We start from the raw sequence: 16,638 nt of genomic DNA on the forward strand, positions 1-16,638 counted from the left end.
GGGCCGACGCGTCCTACTGACCGTTGAGACCTCTACCTGACCGTCACGACTGTCAGGTAGAGGTCTCAACGGTCGGTAAGAGATCGACCGGCGCCGCGGCGCGGACTACTGGGTGACGCGGTAGGCGTCGAAGACGCCGGGGACGCCGCGCACGGCGCGCAGCACCGTGTCGAGGTGCTTGGTCTCGGCCATCTCGAAGGTGAACCGGCTCTTGGCCACGCGGTCGCGCGTGGTGGAGAGGTTGGCCGAGAGGATGTTCACGTGGGCGTCGGAGAGCGCCATCGTGATGTCGGAGAGCAGCCGGGCCCGGTCGAGGGCCTCGACCTGGATGTTGACCAGGAAGGTCGACTTGGAGTCCGGCGCCCACTCGACCTCGAGCAGCCGCTCGGGCTGCGACTGCAGCGAGCTGGCGTTGGTGCAGTCCTGGCGGTGGACCGAGACTCCCCCGCCCTTGGTGACGAAGCCGAGGATCGCGTCGGGCGGCACCGGCGTGCAGCACTTGGCGAGCTTGACCCACACGTCGGGCGCGCCCTTGACCACCACGCCGGCGTCGCCGGCCCCGGCGACCTTGCTGCGACCGCGCCGGCCCGTGATCGTCACGGCCTCGGCGAGGTCCTCCTGCGCGCCCTCGCTCCCGCCGTGCAGGTCGATGACGCGGCGTACGACGGCCTGGGCCGAGAGGTTGCCCTCGCCGACCGCGGCGTAGAGCGCGGAGACGTCGCTGATCTTGAAGTGCTCGGCGGCCAGGGTGAGCGACTCGTGGGACAGCAGCCGCTTGAGGGGCAGCCCCTCCTTGCGCATCAGCTTGGCGATCTGCTCCTTGCCCTGCTCGATCGCCTCCTCGCGCCGCTCCTTGGTGAACCACTGGCGGATCTTGGAGCGGGCGCGCGGCGACTTCACGAAGGTCAGCCAGTCGCGCGAGGGACCGGCGTTGACCGACTTGGAGGTGAAGACCTCCACGACGTCGCCGTTCTCCAGCGTCGACTCCAGCGGCACCAGCCGGCCGTTGACCCGCGCGCCGATGGTGTGGTGGCCGACCTCGGTGTGCACGGCGTAGGCGAAGTCGACCGGGGTGGCCCCCGAGGGCAGTGCGATCACGTCGCCGCGCGGGGTGAAGACGTAGGTCTCGGCGCGGTTGATCTCGAAGCGCAGCGACTCCAGGAACTCGCCCGGGTCCTCGACCTCGCTCTGCCAGTCGAGCAGCTGGCGCACCCAGGTCATATCGCCGCCGGTCTGGCCGGGCTCGGCGCGACGGTCGGTGTCGAGGCCGGCGCGGCCGTCCTCCTTGTACTTCCAGTGCGCGGCCACGCCGTACTCGGCGCGGCGGTGCTGGGAGAAGGTGCGGATCTGCATCTCGACGGGCTTGCCCTGCGGACCGATCACCGTGGTGTGCAGCGACTGGTACATGTTGAACTTCGGCATCGCGACGTAGTCCTTGAAGCGCCCCAGCACGGGGTTCCACCGGGAGTGGAGCACGCCGAGGACGGCGTAGCAGTCGCGGTCCTCCTCGACCAGCACGCGGATGCCGACGAGGTCGTAGATGTCGGAGAACTCCCGACCGCCCAGGATCATCTTCTGGTAGATGGAGTAGTAGTGCTTCGGGCGACCGGTGACCTTCGCCTTGACCTTCGCCTCGCGCAGGTCGGCCTCCACCTGGTTGATGACCTCGGCCATGAACTGGTCGCGCGAGGGCGCCCGCTCCGCGACCATCCGCACGATCTCGTCGTAGATCTTGGGGTGCAGCGTGGCGAACGCGAGGTCCTCCAGCTCCCACTTGATGGTGTTCATGCCCAGCCGGTGGGCCAGCGGGGCGTAGATGTCGAGGGTCTCGCGGGCCTTGCGCTCCTGGGTCTCCTGGCGCACGAAGCGCAGGGTGCGCATGTTGTGCAGCCGGTCGGCCAGCTTGATGACCAGCACCCGGATGTCGCGCGACATCGAGACGATCATCTTGCGGATGGTCTCGGCCTCGGCGGTCTCGCCGTAGCGGACCTTGTCGAGCTTGGTCACCCCGTCGACGAGGAGCGCGACCTCCTCGCCGAAGTCCTTGGTCAGCTGCTCGAGGGTGTAGTCGGTGTCCTCGACGGTGTCGTGCAGCAGGGCCGCGGCCAGCGTCGGCTCGGTCATGCCGATGCCCGCCAGGATGGTCGTCACCGCGAGCGGGTGGGTGATGTAGGGGTCGCCGCTCTTGCGCATCTGCGAGCCGTGGTGGTGCTCGGCGGTGGCGTAGGCCCGCTCGAGCAGCGCGAGGTCGGCCTTCGGGTGGTTGGCGCGTACGGCACGGAACAGCGGGTCGAGCACGGGGTTGGTGCCGCTCTGGCCGCTGCGCGTGCCCATCCGGGCCAGCCGGGAGCGCATGCTGCGTGACGACGGCGCCTCGACCTGGCGGTGGTCGGCGACGCGGTCGGGGCGCCGCGGGGGCGTGCGGGTCGGCTGGCGCGGCGCGCCCGGGCGGTCGACCGGAGTGCCGGGCTCGACACGCGGCGCAGGGCCGGACGAGGACGGGGAAGAGGCGGCGTCCGCCGCGGCGCCCGGGGAGGAGTCGGCGGGGCCGGGCGCACCGGACCCGGTCTGCGGGGCCGTGCGCTCCTCGGTCACCTGGTCAGTCTAGTCCGTGGCCGGGCCGGGTCAGACCGTCATCAGCGTGGTCACCGGCAGCTCGCCGAGCGCCTCGCGCCACGGCAGGAAGGACAGGTCCATCAGCACCGCCACGCCGACGACGCTGCCGCCGCACTGCTCGACCAGCTGCTGGGTCGCGCGCGCCGTGCCGCCGGTGGCGAGCACGTCGTCGACGAGCAGGACGCGGTCGCCGGGGGCGATGGCGTCGCGGTGGATCTCCAGCGTGGCCTCGCCGTACTCCAGGGAGTAGGAGACGCCGTGGGTCTCACGGGGCAGCTTGCCCTCCTTGCGCACCGGGACGAAGCCGGCACCGAGGGAGAGCGCCACCGGCGCGGCCAGGATGAAGCCCCGCGCCTCCATGCCGACGACCTTGTCCACCACGCTGTCGGCGCCCGAGCGCCCGGCCGAGGCCAGCGCGGCCACCACGGCGCTGAGGCCGTCGTGGTCGGCGAGCAACGGGGTGATGTCCTTGAACACCACGCCCGGCTCGGGGTAGTCGGCCACGTCGAGGATCAACCGGGCCAGGGCGTCACGGGCGGGGGCGAGTGGGTCCTCGCCGGGCGAGGTCACTTCTTGCCGCGCTTGGAGCGGGTCTGGCGCGAGGGCTGCTGCCGACCGGCGGCGCGGGAGTCGGCGACCGGACCCCGCGACGGGGGCACCACCCGACCGCGTCCCACCGCCTCCGAGGCCCGCGGGGGTGCGGTGCGCGGGGCGTTGCCGGCGATCTGCGGCCGGTCGCGGTCGACGACCGGGCGGTCGGCCGGGTCGGTGCCCGGCTCGTCCTCGACCGGCATGTCCTCGGCGAAGCTCGGCACGGTGGCGTAGGGGTCGGCCATGGCCCGGGCCCGGGCCTTGGCGCGCTTCTCCTCCAGCTTGACCTCGGTCTCCGAGGACTTCATGTGCACCAGCAGGCGGGGCGCCAGGAAGATCGAGGAGTAGACACCGACCGCCATGCCGACGAACTGCGAGAGCGCCAGGTCCTGCAGGGAGCTCGCGCCCAGCTGCACGGTGCTGACGTAGAGGATCGCGCCGATCGGGATGAGCGCGACGATCGCGGTGTTGATCGACCGGACCAGCGTCTGGTTGACCGCCAGGTTGGCGGCCTCGGCGTAGGTGTAGCGGGTGCGGCGCAGCTCGGCCGACGTCGTGTTCTCGCGGACCTTGTCGAAGACGACGACGGTGTCGTAGAGCGAGAACCCGAGGATCGCCAGCAGACCCGTGACAGCCGACGGTGTCACGGGGAAGCCGGAGAGGGCGTAGATGCCGATCGTGATGGCGATGTCGTGGAAGAGCGCGACGAGCGCGGCCACCGACATCTTCCACTCGCGGAAGTAGGCCCAGATGAAGAGCACCACGAGGATGAGGAAGATGACTACGCCGAGCACGGCGCGCTGGGCGACCTGCTGGCCCCAGCTCGGGCCGATCTCGGTCTGGGAGATCGCGTCACCGGACGCGCCGGTGACGTCGTCGATGATCTGCAGGATCGCGTCGTTGTCGGCGTTGGAGAGGTTCTCGGTCTGCACGATGAGCGCGTCGCGGCTCGAGGTCGTGACCGTGGGCGTGCCCGCGGCCTCGATCCCGGAGTCGGCGATCTCCTGGCGCAGCTCGTCGGCGGTGTCCTGGGTCGCGGAGCTCGCAGCGACGTCGACGTCGAACTGCGTGCCGCCGGTGAACTCCACGCCGAAGTTGAGGCCCTTGAGCAGCACGATGGCGATCGCCGCGGCCACGAGCAGCACCGAGACGAGGTACCAGGGGCCGCGCTTGTTGACGAAGTCGATCGACTTCCGACCGCCGTAGAGGTCGTTGCCGAGCCGTGAGAACGTGCCCATCAGGCCTTGCCTCCTGCCGTGGCCGGGACCCGGTCCATGCCCAGGGTCTCGGGGCTGAGGCCGGAGAGCCGACCGCCGCCGTTGAAGAACGAGTAGCGCGCGAGGTAGGACACCATCGGCTTGGTGAACCAGAACAGCACCGCGAGGTCGATCAGCGTCGAGAGGCCCAGCGCGAAGCCGAAGCCCTTCACGACGCCGGTCGCGAAGATGTAGAGGACCGCCGCGGAGAGCAGCGAGACCACGTTGGCGGCCAGCCGGGTGACCCGGGCGCGCTGCCAGCCCGACTCGACCGCGACCCGCATCGACTTGCCCTCCCGCATCTCGTCGCGGATGCGCTCGAAGAAGATGATGAAGGAGTCGGCGGTGACACCGACCGCGATGATGAGACCGGCGATGCCGGGCAGGGTCAGCGTGAAGCCCGCGCCGGCGCCCAGGAGCAGGACCATGGCGTAGGTGATGGCCGCCGCGACGGCGAGCGAGCCGACGACCACCAGGCCCAGGCCGCGGTAGTAGACCAGGCAGTAGAGCATCACCAGGAGCAGGCCGGCCGCGCCGGCGTAGATGCCCGCGCTGAGCTGGCTGCCCGCGAGCGAGGGGCCGATCGTCTCGACCGAGGTGTCGCCGAAGGCGATCGGCAGCGAGCCGTACTTCAGGCTCGTGGCCAGGCTGTCGGCCTCCTCCTCGCCGAAGTCGCCGGTGATCTGGGCCTCGCCGTTGAGGATGGGGGTGTCGATGGTGGGCGCGGAGATCACGCCGCCGTCGAGCACGATGGCGAAGGGACGCTCCTGGCCGGCCAGGGCCTGGGAGACCTCGCCGAAGGTGTCGGTGCCCTCGCCGTTGAACGACAGGGTGACCGCCCAGCCGACCTGGCCCTGCGGGATGCCCGCGGCGGCGTCGGTGAGGTCGGTGCCCTCGATGATCGAGCTCGACAGCAGGTAGGGGATGCCCTCGTCGTCGCAGGTGATGAGCGGCGTGGCCGGGTCGTCGGGCATGGCCTGGCCGGTGCCCTCGGCGGGGCACTGGTACGCCGTGAACGCCTCGGCGCACGCTGGGGTGGGGCTGTTGATCCAGGCCAGCGGGTCGGCAAGGGTCTCGTCGTCGGCGGCTGCCGCCAGGCAGCTGTCGATCGCGGCCTGGCCGCCGGCGGCGGCGCCCGGGCCGGCGCTGCCCGAGGGCGAGGCGCTGCCGGAGGGCTGGGCCGAGGGGCTGGTGCTCGCACCGTCGCCGGCCTGGCCGCTGGGCTGGCCGCTGGGCTGGTCGCTGGGCTGGCCGTTGGGGCTGGGCGAGGCCGTGCCGGAGGTGAGCAGGTCGCGCTGGGCGAAGCCGGGAGCGGGGCGGTTGTTGCCGCTCTGACCGGCGCCGTCCTGCTGGCCGCCCTGCTGCTGGCCGTTCTGCTGACCGTTCTGGGTGCCGCCCTGCTGGCCACCCTGCTGGCCACCGGGGGTGGTGGCGCCGGGCACCTGCGTGCCGGGGTCGGTGCTCACCTGGCCGGCCGCGCCGCAGGAGGTGCCGAGCAGCGGGGAGCACGCGACGAGACGGAAGCGGAGCTGGGCCGTGCGCTGCACGGTCTCCTCGAGGTCGCTCTGGTCCTCGCCGGGGATCTCGACGGTGATGTTGCCGCTCGAGGTCGTGACCTCGCCCTCGGAGACGCCGGAGCCGTTGACGCGGTCGTCGATGATCTGGCGGGCCTCCTCCAGGTTCTCCTGCGAGGGGTCGCCGTCGGGGATCAGGACGATGCGGGTGCCGCCCTGGAGGTCCAGGCCCAGGGCCGGCTTCCAGGTGCCGGCCAGCGCGGTGAGCCCGTAGAGGATCGCCACGCCGAGGAAGAACACCACCAGGGTGCGGCCCGGACGGGTCGAGGGGCGCGCCACGTCAGCGCTCCTCGGTCTCGGCGCGGCCCTCGCCGAGGGCCGGCCCGTCGGTCGGGTCCTCGAGCGGGTCGTGGGCGGGGATGATCGAGCCGATCGCCCCGCGCACCACGCGGATCACGACGCCGTCGGCGATCTCGACCCCGACGTGCTCGTCGGTGATCTCGCGGACCTCGCCGAAGACGCCCGAGGTCAGCATCACCCGGTCGCCGACGGTGAGGGAGCCCTGCATGCGCACGAGCTCCTTCTGGCGCCGGGTCTGCGGCCGGATGATCAGCAGCCAGAACACCAGCGCGATCAGGATGATCGGCAGCAGGTTGACGAGCGTCGACACGACAAGACCTCTCGAGCAGGGAGTGGGTGCAGGGCCGCGGGACCCCGGAGGAGTCCCGGGGGCGACCGACGGCAAAGTGTAGCCGTGGCCCAGGCCACGTCGTGCACCACCGTGCCCGGCGGGGCGCGCACCGCCACACCCTCTCGGACCAGGTCGTGCGGGCCCGGCGCGCGGCGGTGGCGTGGCCACGCGGCGCGCGACCGCTCAGTCGTCGAAGAGCGCCGTGTCGGCCACCGCGGCGGGTGCGGCCAGGCCGAGGTGGTGCCAGGCCGCGCGGGTGGCGATGCGCCCGCGGGGGGTCCGGGCCAGGAAGCCGTTGCGCACCAGGAAGGGCTCGGCGACCTCCTCGACGGTCTCGCGCTCCTCCCCCACGGCCACGGCGAGGGTGGAGACCCCCACGGGGCCGCCGCCGAAGCGGCGGCACAGCGCGTCGAGCACGGCCCGGTCGAGCCGGTCGAGGCCGAGCTCGTCGACCTCGTAGAGGTCGAGCGCCGCGCGCGCCACGTCGAGGGTGACGACGCCGTCGGCGCGGACCTGCGCGAAGTCGCGCACCCGGCGCAGCAGGCGGTTGGCGATGCGCGGGGTGCCGCGCGAGCGCGAGGCGATCTCGCTGGAGCCGTCGGGGCGCAGCTCGACCCCGAGCAGGCCCGCCGAGCGGTGCACGATGCGGTCGAGCTCGTGGGGCTCGTAGTACTCGAGGTGGGCGGTGAAGCCGAAGCGGTCACGCAGCGGGCCGGGCAGCAGCCCGGCACGGGTGGTCGCGCCGACGAGGGTGAAGGGCGGGATCTCGAGCGGGATGGCGGTGGCGCCGGGCCCCTTGCCGATGACGACGTCGACGCGGAAGTCCTCCATCGCCATGTAGAGCATCTCCTCCGCCGGGCGCGACATCCGATGGATCTCGTCGACGAAGAGGACCTCGCCCTCGTTCATCCCCGACAGGATCGCGGCCAGGTCGCCGGCGTGGGTGATGGCCGGGCCGCTGGTCAGGCGCAGCGGTGCGGTCATCTCGTGGGCGATGATCATGGCCAGCGTGGTCTTGCCGAGACCCGGCGGGCCCGACAGCAGCACGTGGTCGGGCGAGCGCCCGCGCATCCGCGCCGCCTCCAGCACCAGGCCCAGCTGGTCGCGCACCCGGGCCTGCCCGACGACCTCGTCGAGGCTGCGCGGTCGCAGCGCGGCCTCGACCGCACGCTCGTCGCCCTCGGCCTCGGCGGCGGTCAGGGACCCGAAGTAGGCGTCCTCGGCGGCCGCGAGGTCCTCCTCGCGCACGTCAGGCCCTGCTCAGCGAGCGCAGCGCGGCGCGCAGGAGCGCCGCGACGTCGGGCACCGGCCCCGCCTCGGGGGCCACGGCGTCGACGGCCTTCTCGGCGTCCTTCGCCGACCAGCCCAGACCGACCAGACCGGTCGCCACCTGCTCACGCCACGGCTCGGCCGAGGCGGCGGCCGGCGCCGAGCGACCGCCGACGGGCGCGCCGAGGCGGTCCTTGAGCTCCAGGATGATCCGCTGCGCGCCCTTCTGCCCGATGCCGGGCACGCGCGTGAGGGTCTTGACGTCCTCGGCCGAGACTGCGCGGCGCAGGTCGTCGGGCGCGAGCACGGCCAGCACCGCCTGGGCCAGCTTGGGACCGACGCCGGAGGCGGTCTGCACGAGTTCGAAGCAGGCCTTCTCGTCGTCGTCGAGGAAGCCGAAGAGCGTCAGGGAGTCCTCGCGCACCACCATGCTGGTGGGCAGGGTCGCCGGCTGCCCCACGCGCAGCGACGCCAGGGTGCCGGGGGTGCAGAGCAGCTCGAGCCCCACGCCGCCCACCTCGAGGACGGCGCTGGACAGGCCCACCGTGGCCACCTGGCCGTGCACGAACGCGATCACCTGCTGCTCCTCCCGGCCGCGACCTCGGCGGCCTGCTCCAACGCGCGCCTGCGCGCCTGCTGCTGGACGGCCCGCTGGGCCCTGACCTGGGCGTCGACCTGCGCCTGCCGGTGGGCGCGCGCGCCGCTGGCCCCGACGGCGGCGTCGAGGCGCTGCTGGGCCCCGCCGCGCCAGATGTGGGTGATGGCCAGGGCCAGGGCGTCGGCCGCGTCGGCCGGCTTCGGCGGCGCGTCGAGGCGCAGGATCCGGGTCACCATCGCCCCGACCTGCTGCTTGTCGGCGCGACCGTTGCCCGAGACCGCGGCCTTGACCTCGCTAGGGGTGTGCAGCGCGATCGGCAGCCCGCGTCGCGCCGCGCACACCATGGCGATCCCGCTGGCCTGCGCCGTGCCCATCACCGTGCTCACGTCGGAGCGGGCGAAGACCCGCTCCACCGCGACGGCGTCGGGTGAGAACTCGTCGAGCCAGGCGTCCACGCCCTTCTCGATGGTGACCAGGCGCTCCGCGACCGGCAGGTGCGGGGAGGTCCGCACCACGTTGACGTCGACGAGGGTCAGCGGGCGGCCCACCGACCCCTCCACCACCCCGAGGCCGCAGCGGGTCAGGCCGGGGTCGATCCCGAGCACCCGCATCGCGCCTCCTGGTCCTCGCACCGGGCCTCGGTGGGCCGGCGTCGTGTCGAACATGTGTTCGCAGGCAACGCTACCCACCACGACCGACCTGCGCCGCGGCGACACGCGGGCCGGGCGCGGCCAGGGGGAACGAGGTCGGGCCCGGCCTCGGGTCAGGCGTCCTCGAGCTGGGCCATGACGTCGTCGGCCACGTCGAAGTTGGCGTAGAGGTTCTGCACGTCGTCGAGGTCCTCCAGGACGTCGACGAGGCGGAACATCTTGGCCGCGGCGTCCTTGTCGAGCGCGACCTGCATGTCGGGCACGAAGGAGGCGTCGGCGGAGTCGTAGTCGATGCCGGCGCTCTGCAGCGCGGTGCGCACCGCCACCAGGTCGGTGGGCTCGGAGACGACCTCGAAGGCCTCCCCCAGGTCGTTGACGGCGTCGGCGCCGGCCTCGAGGGTCGCCTCGAGCACGTCGTCCTCGGAGACGGTCTTCCCCTCCTGCTGCGCGGGCACCACGACGACGCCCTTGCGGTGGAAGAGGAAGGACACCGAGCCCGGGTCGGCCAGCGAGCCGCCGTTGCGGGTCATGGCGGTGCGGACCTCCATGGCGGCGCGGTTCTTGTTGTCGGTGAGGCACTCGATGAGCATCGCGACGCCGGAGGGGCCGTAGCCCTCGTACATGATCGTCTGGTAGTCGGCGCCGCCGGTCTCCGCACCGGAGCCGCGCTTGACCGCGCGGTCGATGTTGTCGTTGGGCACCGAGGACTTCTTGGCCTTCTGGATGGCGTCGTAGAGCGTCGGGTTGCCGGTGGGGTCACCGCCGCCCATGCGGGCCGCGACCTCGATGTTCTTGATCAGCTTGGCGAACATCTTGCCGCGCTTGGCGTCGATCGCGGCCTTCTTGTGCTTGGTGGTCGCCCACTTGGAGTGCCCCGACATGCGTTCCCTCTTCCCGTCCGTCCACGCCCTGCTCCCGGCGCACCGGGGCGGTCGTGCTTGTCGAAGTGCTGCGCCGGCCGGTCAACGCTCCCGGACCAGGTCGAGGAACAACCCGTGGATGCGGGTGTCCTCGCCGACCTCGGGGTGGAACGAGGTGGCCATGAGCGGGCCCTGCCGGACCGCGACGATCCTACCCACGGCCGGACCGTGCGCCACACGCGCGAGCACCTCGACGTCGTCGTCGACGGCCTCCACCCAGGGCGCCCGGATGAAGACGGCGTGCACCGGGGAGTCGAGGCCGGCCACGTCGAGCGGGCCCTCGAAGGAGTCGACCTGGCGCCCGAAGGCGTTGCGGCGCACCGTGACATGCAGCCCGCCGAGGGTCTCCTGCCCGGGCGCGGCGTCCTCGACGCGGTCGGCCAGCATGATCATCCCCGCGCAGGTGCCGAGCACCGGCAGGCCCTCGGCGATCCGCTCGCGCAGCGGTCCGAGCAGGTCGAAGACCCTCGCCAGGCGGATCATCGTGGTCGACTCGCCGCCCGGCACGACCAGTGCGTCGACGGCGGCCAGCTCCGCCGCGCGGCGTACGCCGGTCGCCTCGGCCCCCAGCGCACGCAGCGCGCGGACGTGGTCGACCACGTCGCCCTGGAGGGCGAGGACTCCGATGCGGGGTGACGGCACCGGGCGATCGTAGGGCCGGGCCCGGAGCCCCGCGCGGGCAGGTGGGACCGCGCGGGGCGGGTCAGGTGGTGGAGAAGGTGCTGGTCGCGGTGGTGGCGTTGCCGGCGGCGTCGACGGCACGGACGGTGAGGGTGAAGGCCGCCGCCCCGAAGGTGTTGGGATAGGCGGACTCGGGCGAGCCCGGCACCCGCCAGGCCGTGCCGCCGACCAGCGTGGCCGGCTGCTGGCCGAGCAGGCAGGTGGCCGAAGCCCACGCCGACCCGTTCCAGCACACCGTGCTCGCACCCGGGCCCGTGCCGCTGCGCCGCTCCAGGCGGTAGGTGACCTCGGTGGTGGCGACGTTGTCCGACGTGGAGCCGCAGGCCACCCCGCCCGCCGGGCAGCCGGCGGCGACCTTGGTCGAGAACGAGCTGGACGAGGAGGACGTGCCGGTGGTCGGGAAGCCCACGGCGAGCGCGGGGGCGACGGTGTCGGAGGAGCCGGCCACCGGCACCGCGACCCGGTCGGACTCCTTGCTCCAGGCGGCGCCGACGGTGGCGACGAGGGAGTAGTACGTGGTGGCGAGCAGCGGCGCGCCCGCGTCGGAGCAGGTCGTGGTGGGGGCCGTGGTGGCGCAGGCCTGCACGCTGGTGCCGCCCGTGGGCGCGCTCCAGCGCAGCACCCGGTAGGTGCCGGCCGTGCCGGTGCCCGCCGGTGTGGCCGCCCAGCTCAGGGTCACCGCGCCCGCCAGCGAGCGGCTGCCCACCGGCGAGGTCGGCTTGGCGATCGCCCCACTGGTGAGCTCCCCGCTGCTCGCGGCGGCGGAGTCGGAGAAGGCGGCCAGCGTCGCGCGGGGCGACGCCCCGAGGGCCGCGCCGACGCCCAGCCCCAGCAGGAGCGCGAGCACGACAGCGGCGAGGCGGCTCACGGGGCGACCTGGCTGGCGGCGAGCGCGAGGGAGACCGTGCTCGGCGCGGTCTTCGACTGGAAGGTGTCGGCGGTCTCGAAGGGCAGGGTCACCTTGACGCAGAGCGTGGTGGAGGCGGCGACGTCGAGCCGGGTCGCCGTGGTGGGCGACAGCGGCGTGCCGCCGGAGCACCCCTCGGTGCGGGGGTAGGTCGCGTCGTCCCCGGTCTGCGTCGACCCGGCGACCACCTCGACCACCAGCGGCGTGGCCAGGTCGCCAGCCTTGGTGGCGCTGGCGCGGAAGGTGAAGGGCGCGTCGCCGGCGTTGCGCACGGTGAGCGTCGCGGCGACGCTCTCCCCCGGCACCATCGTGGCGAGCGCGAGGTTGGTGACGGTGTGGGCGGTGGGGTTGCCCTGGGCGCCGTCGACGGTGAGGTCGAGGCGCCCGGTGGTGAAGGAGCCGCTGGCCACGGTGTCGGTGTCGCTCCAGAAGGCGAAGGTGCCGTTGCTGCCGGCGCCCAGGACCAGTCCCCCTGCCAGCGCCAGCGCCGCCCAGCCCTTGGTGGCCCGACCGTGCCGCGGCGCCACCGCCCGACGGCGCCCCGTGGGTCGGGGGCGCGCGGGCCGGGACGGCCGCCGGGTCCGGCGGTGCTCAGCCACGGAGCACCACCGTGTCGTCACGGAAGCCGTTGACGTCCTGGGTCAGGCGGAGCTCGAGGGACACGCGCGATCCCCGGCCCTGGGTGCGGTTGCCGGCCGTGTAGGCCAGGGCGGCGACGACCCGCACGTGCACCAGCCGGCCCGGGCGCAGGTGGTAGGCGAGCACGACCGGGGCGGTGCGCCGCAGCGACCCCTCCACCCGGGCGAGGCTCCGCGTGAGGTCGCGGCTGGGAGCGCCGCGACGGGCACGACCCGCCACCCGCACGCTGAACCGGTCGGCCGCGAGCAGCGGCCTCGCGCCGCGCGAGGCGACCGTGAGGGTCAGGTCGGCCGGCACCGGACCGTCGTTGCGCACCCAGAAGTCCCCCGCGCGCCGCTCCCCCGGCACCCAGCGGACCCCGCGGCCCCACACGGGGCCGTCCCAGGCCGAGACGAAGGCGCGGTCGCGCGACACGGCGAGGTACGACGACACGTCGGTGTCGCGCAGCGCCGACTCCTCGGCCCGGCTCGCACCCGCCCCGGGCGGCCCGGCTGCCGGGCGCATCGCGACGGTGCTCACCGGCAGCGCGACCAGGACGGCGGCGACGAGCACCGTGCGGAGGCGACGGGCGTGCGACACGGTGGCTCCTCTCCTGGGTCGGTCGGGCGGGCGGTCGAACGGACGGGCGGGCGGCGGCGCATCCGCGGACGATCGCGGTGTGCGGTGCAGGTCAAGCGGTGGAGGTCAGGCGGTGCGCAGGTGGGTCGGGCGCGGGCGGCGACCCCGCTCGCGGGCGGCTCCGGCGAACATGGCGCCGGCGTAGGCCAGCAGCCCACCGCCGACGACCCACACCGCGACCTGGCGCTGGTGGCCGGTGAGCAGCGCGTTGACACGGCCGAGGTGCGGCACGGCGTACCAGACCTCGCCGCGCAGCTGCGCGGCCTCGACGGGCTCGGCGTCGGGCACCGGGTTGGCGTCGCCCTGGGTGGTGAGCAGCCGCCGGCCGGTCAGGTCGTAGGCCACGCCGACGACGCGGTGGGTCACGACCTCGGGCCGTCCGGACTCCAGCTGGAAGGTCACCGGCGTGCCCGGGCCGACGTCGGCGGCGTCGACGGGCCTCACCACGACGAGGGTCCCCGGCGGGTAGGTCGGGGCCATCGACCCGGTGAGCACCGTGTAGGGCGTCGCCCCGACCACCCGTGGCACGACGACCCCGGCCGCGACGACCGCCGCGACCGCGAGCAGCACGGTCCAGGCGGCGACCTGCCCCGCCCAGCCCCGCGCTGTGCCGCGGCTACGGCTGCGGCTGCGGCTGCGGCTGCGGCTGCGGCTGCTCATCAGGCCGGGTTGGGGTTGTCCTGCACCAGGGACACCGTGAGCGCGTCGACCGCGGCGATGAGGTTCTGGGTGTCGTTGGCGTTCTTGGTGGTCGCGTCGCCGTACGGGAAGGAGACCGTGATGGCCGCGCTCAGCGTGTCGTTGTCGTTCGAGCGGGTCAGCTTGCCCCCGGTGAACCCGCTGGTGGTGGTGTAGGTCGCCGCCGCGGTGGCGTCGAGGGTGGACGTGCCCGGGTCGGACGACGTCTTGCGGACGGGGATCGACGCCGGCAGGGTCGGCGTCGCCGACAGGTTGTCGCCCTTGGCGAGCACCGTGAAGGTGCAGGTCTTCGTGATCCTGTCGCCGGGGACGATGGCGGTGACCACGGTCCCCGCCTTGGCGTTGCCGCTCGCGTAGGTCCAGCTGGTCGCGCACGCGCCGTCGGTCAGCTTGATCTCGCCGCTGGCGAAGGACCCGGGCTGGACGGTGTCGCTGTCGGTCCAGTAGGCCAGCGAGCCGGCGCCCCCGAGCAGCAGCACGGCGGCGGTGGACGCCGCGAGGGCACCCTTGGTGGTCTTGTTCATGAGGGGCTCCGGTCGGTGGGTGGCGGGCAAGACACCTCCTCAACGGGCCCGTCGCGCCGGGGTCATGGCCCTCCGACGGAGATGGTCATGACGGGTCAGGGGTTCTGCCCGACCGGCGCCGCACCGGCCCGGACGGACTACTCACCGGCTTCCGTGCGGGCCAGGACGGGACTCGGGTGCGGTGGCGCGGGTCAGCCGCAGAGACTCACGACGACGAAGGTGTAGGTGCGGGTGGTCGAGGGCACCGAGGACCAGGTCACCGACGGGTAGGCGACGTGGGCCCGCACCCAGGCCGTGCCCCCGCTGAGCAGACCCACGAGGTCCACCGAGGTGCCGGTCGTGGTGACCGATCCGGCTCCGCCGTCGTAGGACACCGTGTAGCTCGTCGCGCCCGCCACCGGGGACCAGGTGAACCGCACGCTGCCGAGGCCCAGACCGGTGCAGGTGAACGTGGCCGGCGCCGGCACGGTGCCTGCGCTCAGGATGGTGCCGCCGACGCCGACGGTGTCGGTCCAGGGGGCGGCCCGCGCCGGCGCCGGCTGCAGGCCGGCGGCGAGCGCGAGCGCCGCCAGCGTGGCGTGCGCCGCGGCGCGGGCCCGGCCGGGCGGGCGTGGGTCGTCCCGGTGCCGCGGGGTCACGACAGGTCCGAGGAGGCCGTGAAGGTGAGGGTCACCGCCGTCGTGGCGCCCTGCAGGCCGCTGGCCGCGTTGCCGGGCAGGGTGAGCTGCACGCACACCTTCTCCGTAGTGGCGGGGGCCAGGGTGCGACCGGTCCCGACCAGCGCCCCGTTGAGCGCGGAGCCCGCGCCGGCCAGGGCGGTGCCGGCGCAGGTGGTGGTCGGGGCGCTGCCGGTGACCGTGGTGTCGCCGGTGACCTTGACCACCAGCGTCGCGGCCAGGCCCTTGCCGTCGCCGTTGGTCGCGGTCGACGTGGCGGTCCAGCGCAGCGGAGCGGTGCCCGCGTTGCGCACGGTGAGCACCGCCGCGACGCTGCCCCCGGGCACCATCGCCCCCACCGACAGCGAGGTGTAGCCGGTCACGGCGTTGCTGCCGTCGACGGTCAGGTCGATGCTCCCCGCGGTGACGGTGGCGCCGCTGACCGGCACCTCGTCGGTCCACGCCGCCCACGTGCCGGTGGTCGCGACGCAGGCCACGACCGCGAGACCGAGCGCCGCCCGCACCCGCAGCGACCGCAGCGGTCGGGGCACCCCGCCGCGGGCGGGGGTCGCGCGGTGGCTAGGCATCGGCGCGCTCGCGGGGGTGCTCGACCGGGGCCCGGTGCCGCCCCGGTGCGACGGGGGTGCGCCGCGACGACGCGGCGCGGTGCTCCCGCACCGCCCGGGCGTACGCCGAGGCGGCGTAGGACAGCAGCAGGCCGGCCAGGACGAGGCCGGCCAGCCGCCGCTGCTCCCCGCTGAGCAGCCGCCCGACGTGGCCGAGGTGCGGCACGGCGTACCAGAGCCGTCCGCGCACCTGCTCGGGCCGCACGGCGACGGGGTCGGCGACGTCGTTGGCGTCGCCCCGGGTGGTGAAGCGCAGCTCGCCCGCCCCGTCGACCCCGACGGCCACGATGCGGTGGGTGACGACGGCGGGCTCGTCGCTGCGCAGCTGGTAGGTGACGACGTCGCCGGTGCGCAGCGCGCCGGTCTCGGCCGGCCGCACCACGACCAGGGTGCCCGGCGGCAGCCCGGGCCGCATCGAGCCGGTGAGCACGGTGTAGGCCGAGCCGCCTGCGAGACGCGGCACGACCAGCCCCACGGTCAGCGCTGCGAGCGCGAGCAGCGTCGCCGCCCAGGCCGCGACCCGGGCGACGCGACGGACCCACGTCAGGACGCGCACGGCCTCAGCCGGAGTGGTCCTGGGTCGCGGTGACCGTGATGTCCTCGAGCGTCGCCTGCAGCCCGGCGGTCGGCACGTTGCTGGCGTTGTCGGACCCCAGCGGGAAGGACACCGTCACCACCGCGGTGACGACGTCACCGTCCTGCACCGCCACCCCGCCGGCCTCCGGGTCGACGGGGACGCCGCCGACGGTGTAGGCGGTGGAGACCACGAGGTCGTCGACCAGCGCGTTGGTCTCGGTCACGACGGGGTCGGAGGTCTCGAAGGTCGCCGACAGGTGCTCACCCGCGGCGTCGAGGGTGAAGGTGCAGCGGTGGCTGAGCTCGTCGCCGGGCACGATCAGCTGGGTCGTGAACGCAGCGCCCCCGTCGAGCTCCCACGGGTCGCAGACCGGGTCGGTGAGGTCGAGGTAGCCGCTGGTGGAGCCGGTGCCGGGGAGGTCCTCGGCATCGGTCCACACCGCGAGCGTGCCGGCGCCCCCGAGCAGCAGCACGACGCCTGCGCCCGCGGCGAGTGATCCCTTGACGATGGTGCGCACGTCGACGCCCTCCTGGCTCCGGCAGCGCCCTGGCGGCAGCCGGCTCCCCGTGCCCATCGGTCGGCGCGGCGCCCGTCGGAGGCTTCCGC

General features: G+C 73.9%; 19 protein-coding genes. All 19 read right to left on the reverse strand.

All coding sequences use genetic code 11. The features are described 5' to 3' along the window. Positions 1-105: 105 nt before the first annotated feature. On the reverse strand, positions 106-2,355 hold the full coding sequence (locus ASF50_RS09725; RefSeq protein WP_056862989.1) for a RelA/SpoT family protein: 2,250 nt from the start codon (positions 2,353-2,355) through the stop codon (positions 106-108). 270 nt (positions 2,356-2,625) lie between these two features. Then, positions 2,626-3,186: an adenine phosphoribosyltransferase gene (locus ASF50_RS09730; protein ID WP_056862764.1), complete on the reverse strand. Its 561-nt coding sequence runs from the start codon at positions 3,184-3,186 to the stop codon at positions 2,626-2,628. Continuing rightward, the gene (gene secF, locus ASF50_RS09735; protein ID WP_056904371.1) at positions 3,183-4,445 is read right to left on the reverse strand and encodes a protein translocase subunit SecF; all 1,263 of its coding nucleotides are present in this window, start codon (positions 4,443-4,445) and stop codon (positions 3,183-3,185) included. Before secF ends, ASF50_RS09730 begins: the two co-directional genes overlap by 4 nt. Continuing rightward, positions 4,445-6,316 (reverse strand): protein translocase subunit SecD, encoded by a 1,872-nt coding sequence (secD, locus tag ASF50_RS09740; RefSeq protein ID WP_056904372.1) that lies wholly within the window; start codon positions 6,314-6,316, stop codon positions 4,445-4,447. Before secD ends, secF begins: the two co-directional genes overlap by 1 nt. Before the next feature lies 1 nt (position 6,317). Further along, complete coding sequence (gene yajC, locus ASF50_RS09745; protein WP_056862761.1) at positions 6,318-6,647, reverse strand: preprotein translocase subunit YajC; 330 nt, start codon at positions 6,645-6,647, stop codon at positions 6,318-6,320. A 204-nt stretch (positions 6,648-6,851) separates the two neighbouring features. After that, the gene (gene ruvB / locus ASF50_RS09750) at positions 6,852-7,868 is read right to left on the reverse strand and encodes a Holliday junction branch migration DNA helicase RuvB (protein ID WP_227489176.1); all 1,017 of its coding nucleotides are present in this window, start codon (positions 7,866-7,868) and stop codon (positions 6,852-6,854) included. Between the two features lie 49 nt (positions 7,869-7,917). After that, a complete protein-coding gene (gene ruvA / locus ASF50_RS09755; RefSeq protein WP_056904373.1) occupies positions 7,918-8,514 on the reverse strand; it encodes a Holliday junction branch migration protein RuvA in 597 nt (198 codons plus the stop codon). After that, on the reverse strand, positions 8,511-9,146 hold the full coding sequence (gene ruvC / locus ASF50_RS09760) for a crossover junction endodeoxyribonuclease RuvC (protein ID WP_056904374.1): 636 nt from the start codon (positions 9,144-9,146) through the stop codon (positions 8,511-8,513). The genes ruvA and ruvC overlap by 4 nt, the downstream gene beginning before the upstream one ends. Positions 9,147-9,298: 152 nt before the next feature. Continuing rightward, the gene (locus tag ASF50_RS09765) at positions 9,299-10,066 is read right to left on the reverse strand and encodes a YebC/PmpR family DNA-binding transcriptional regulator (RefSeq protein ID WP_056862757.1); all 768 of its coding nucleotides are present in this window, start codon (positions 10,064-10,066) and stop codon (positions 9,299-9,301) included. An 81-nt stretch (positions 10,067-10,147) separates the two neighbouring features. Next, positions 10,148-10,747: a pyridoxal 5'-phosphate synthase glutaminase subunit PdxT gene (gene pdxT / locus ASF50_RS09770; RefSeq protein ID WP_056862756.1), complete on the reverse strand. Its 600-nt coding sequence runs from the start codon at positions 10,745-10,747 to the stop codon at positions 10,148-10,150. A gap of 61 nt (positions 10,748-10,808) precedes the next feature. Then, the gene (locus tag ASF50_RS09775) at positions 10,809-11,654 is read right to left on the reverse strand and encodes a hypothetical protein (protein ID WP_056904375.1); all 846 of its coding nucleotides are present in this window, start codon (positions 11,652-11,654) and stop codon (positions 10,809-10,811) included. Further along, complete coding sequence (locus tag ASF50_RS09780) at positions 11,651-12,220, reverse strand: TasA family protein (protein WP_056904376.1); 570 nt, start codon at positions 12,218-12,220, stop codon at positions 11,651-11,653. Before ASF50_RS09780 ends, ASF50_RS09775 begins: the two co-directional genes overlap by 4 nt. Positions 12,221-12,284: 64 nt before the next feature. Then, the gene (locus ASF50_RS09785; RefSeq protein ID WP_056904377.1) at positions 12,285-12,911 is read right to left on the reverse strand and encodes a hypothetical protein; all 627 of its coding nucleotides are present in this window, start codon (positions 12,909-12,911) and stop codon (positions 12,285-12,287) included. Between the two features lie 105 nt (positions 12,912-13,016). Next, positions 13,017-13,610: a signal peptidase I gene (locus ASF50_RS09790; RefSeq protein WP_056904378.1), complete on the reverse strand. Its 594-nt coding sequence runs from the start codon at positions 13,608-13,610 to the stop codon at positions 13,017-13,019. Continuing rightward, positions 13,610-14,203, reverse strand: a complete 594-nt coding sequence (locus ASF50_RS09795) for an alternate-type signal peptide domain-containing protein (protein WP_156718234.1) — start codon at positions 14,201-14,203, stop codon at positions 13,610-13,612. Before ASF50_RS09795 ends, ASF50_RS09790 begins: the two co-directional genes overlap by 1 nt. Positions 14,204-14,364: 161 nt before the next feature. Next, a complete protein-coding gene (locus ASF50_RS09800) occupies positions 14,365-14,811 on the reverse strand; it encodes a hypothetical protein (RefSeq protein WP_056904380.1) in 447 nt (148 codons plus the stop codon). Then, positions 14,808-15,416, reverse strand: coding sequence for a SipW-dependent-type signal peptide-containing protein (locus ASF50_RS09805; RefSeq protein WP_056904381.1), 609 nt, complete (start codon positions 15,414-15,416; stop codon positions 14,808-14,810). Before ASF50_RS09805 ends, ASF50_RS09800 begins: the two co-directional genes overlap by 4 nt. Further along, entirely contained in the window at positions 15,409-16,011 is a 603-nt protein-coding gene (locus tag ASF50_RS09810; RefSeq protein ID WP_056904382.1) for a signal peptidase I, read from the reverse strand. Before ASF50_RS09810 ends, ASF50_RS09805 begins: the two co-directional genes overlap by 8 nt. Before the next feature lie 4 nt (positions 16,012-16,015). Then, the gene (locus ASF50_RS09815; protein WP_056862747.1) at positions 16,016-16,549 is read right to left on the reverse strand and encodes an alternate-type signal peptide domain-containing protein; all 534 of its coding nucleotides are present in this window, start codon (positions 16,547-16,549) and stop codon (positions 16,016-16,018) included. Between the last annotated feature and the right edge of the window lie 89 nt (positions 16,550-16,638).

The sequence above is a fragment of the Nocardioides sp. Leaf307 genome (assembly GCF_001423135.1).
GTDB classification, from domain to species: Bacteria; Actinomycetota; Actinomycetes; order Propionibacteriales; family Nocardioidaceae; genus Nocardioides; species Nocardioides kribbensis.

Bases quoted from the DNA above. Each gene is read 5' to 3' on its own strand.
- ruvC (WP_056904374.1), bottom strand. From the start codon at position 9,146: ATGCGGGTGCTCGGGATCGACCCCGGCCTGACCCGCTGCGGCCTCGGG.
- ASF50_RS09805 (WP_056904381.1), bottom strand. From the start codon at position 15,416: ATGCCTAGCCACCGCGCGACCCCCGCCCGCGGCGGGGTGCCCCGACCG.
- secF (WP_056904371.1), bottom strand. From the start codon at position 4,445: ATGGGCACGTTCTCACGGCTCGGCAACGACCTCTACGGCGGTCGGAAG.
- ASF50_RS09790 (WP_056904378.1), bottom strand. From the start codon at position 13,610: ATGAGCAGCCGCAGCCGCAGCCGCAGCCGCAGCCGCAGCCGTAGCCGC.
- ASF50_RS09765 (WP_056862757.1), bottom strand. From the start codon at position 10,066: ATGTCGGGGCACTCCAAGTGGGCGACCACCAAGCACAAGAAGGCCGCG.
- ASF50_RS09725 (WP_056862989.1), bottom strand. From the start codon at position 2,355: ATGCGCTCCCGGCTGGCCCGGATGGGCACGCGCAGCGGCCAGAGCGGC.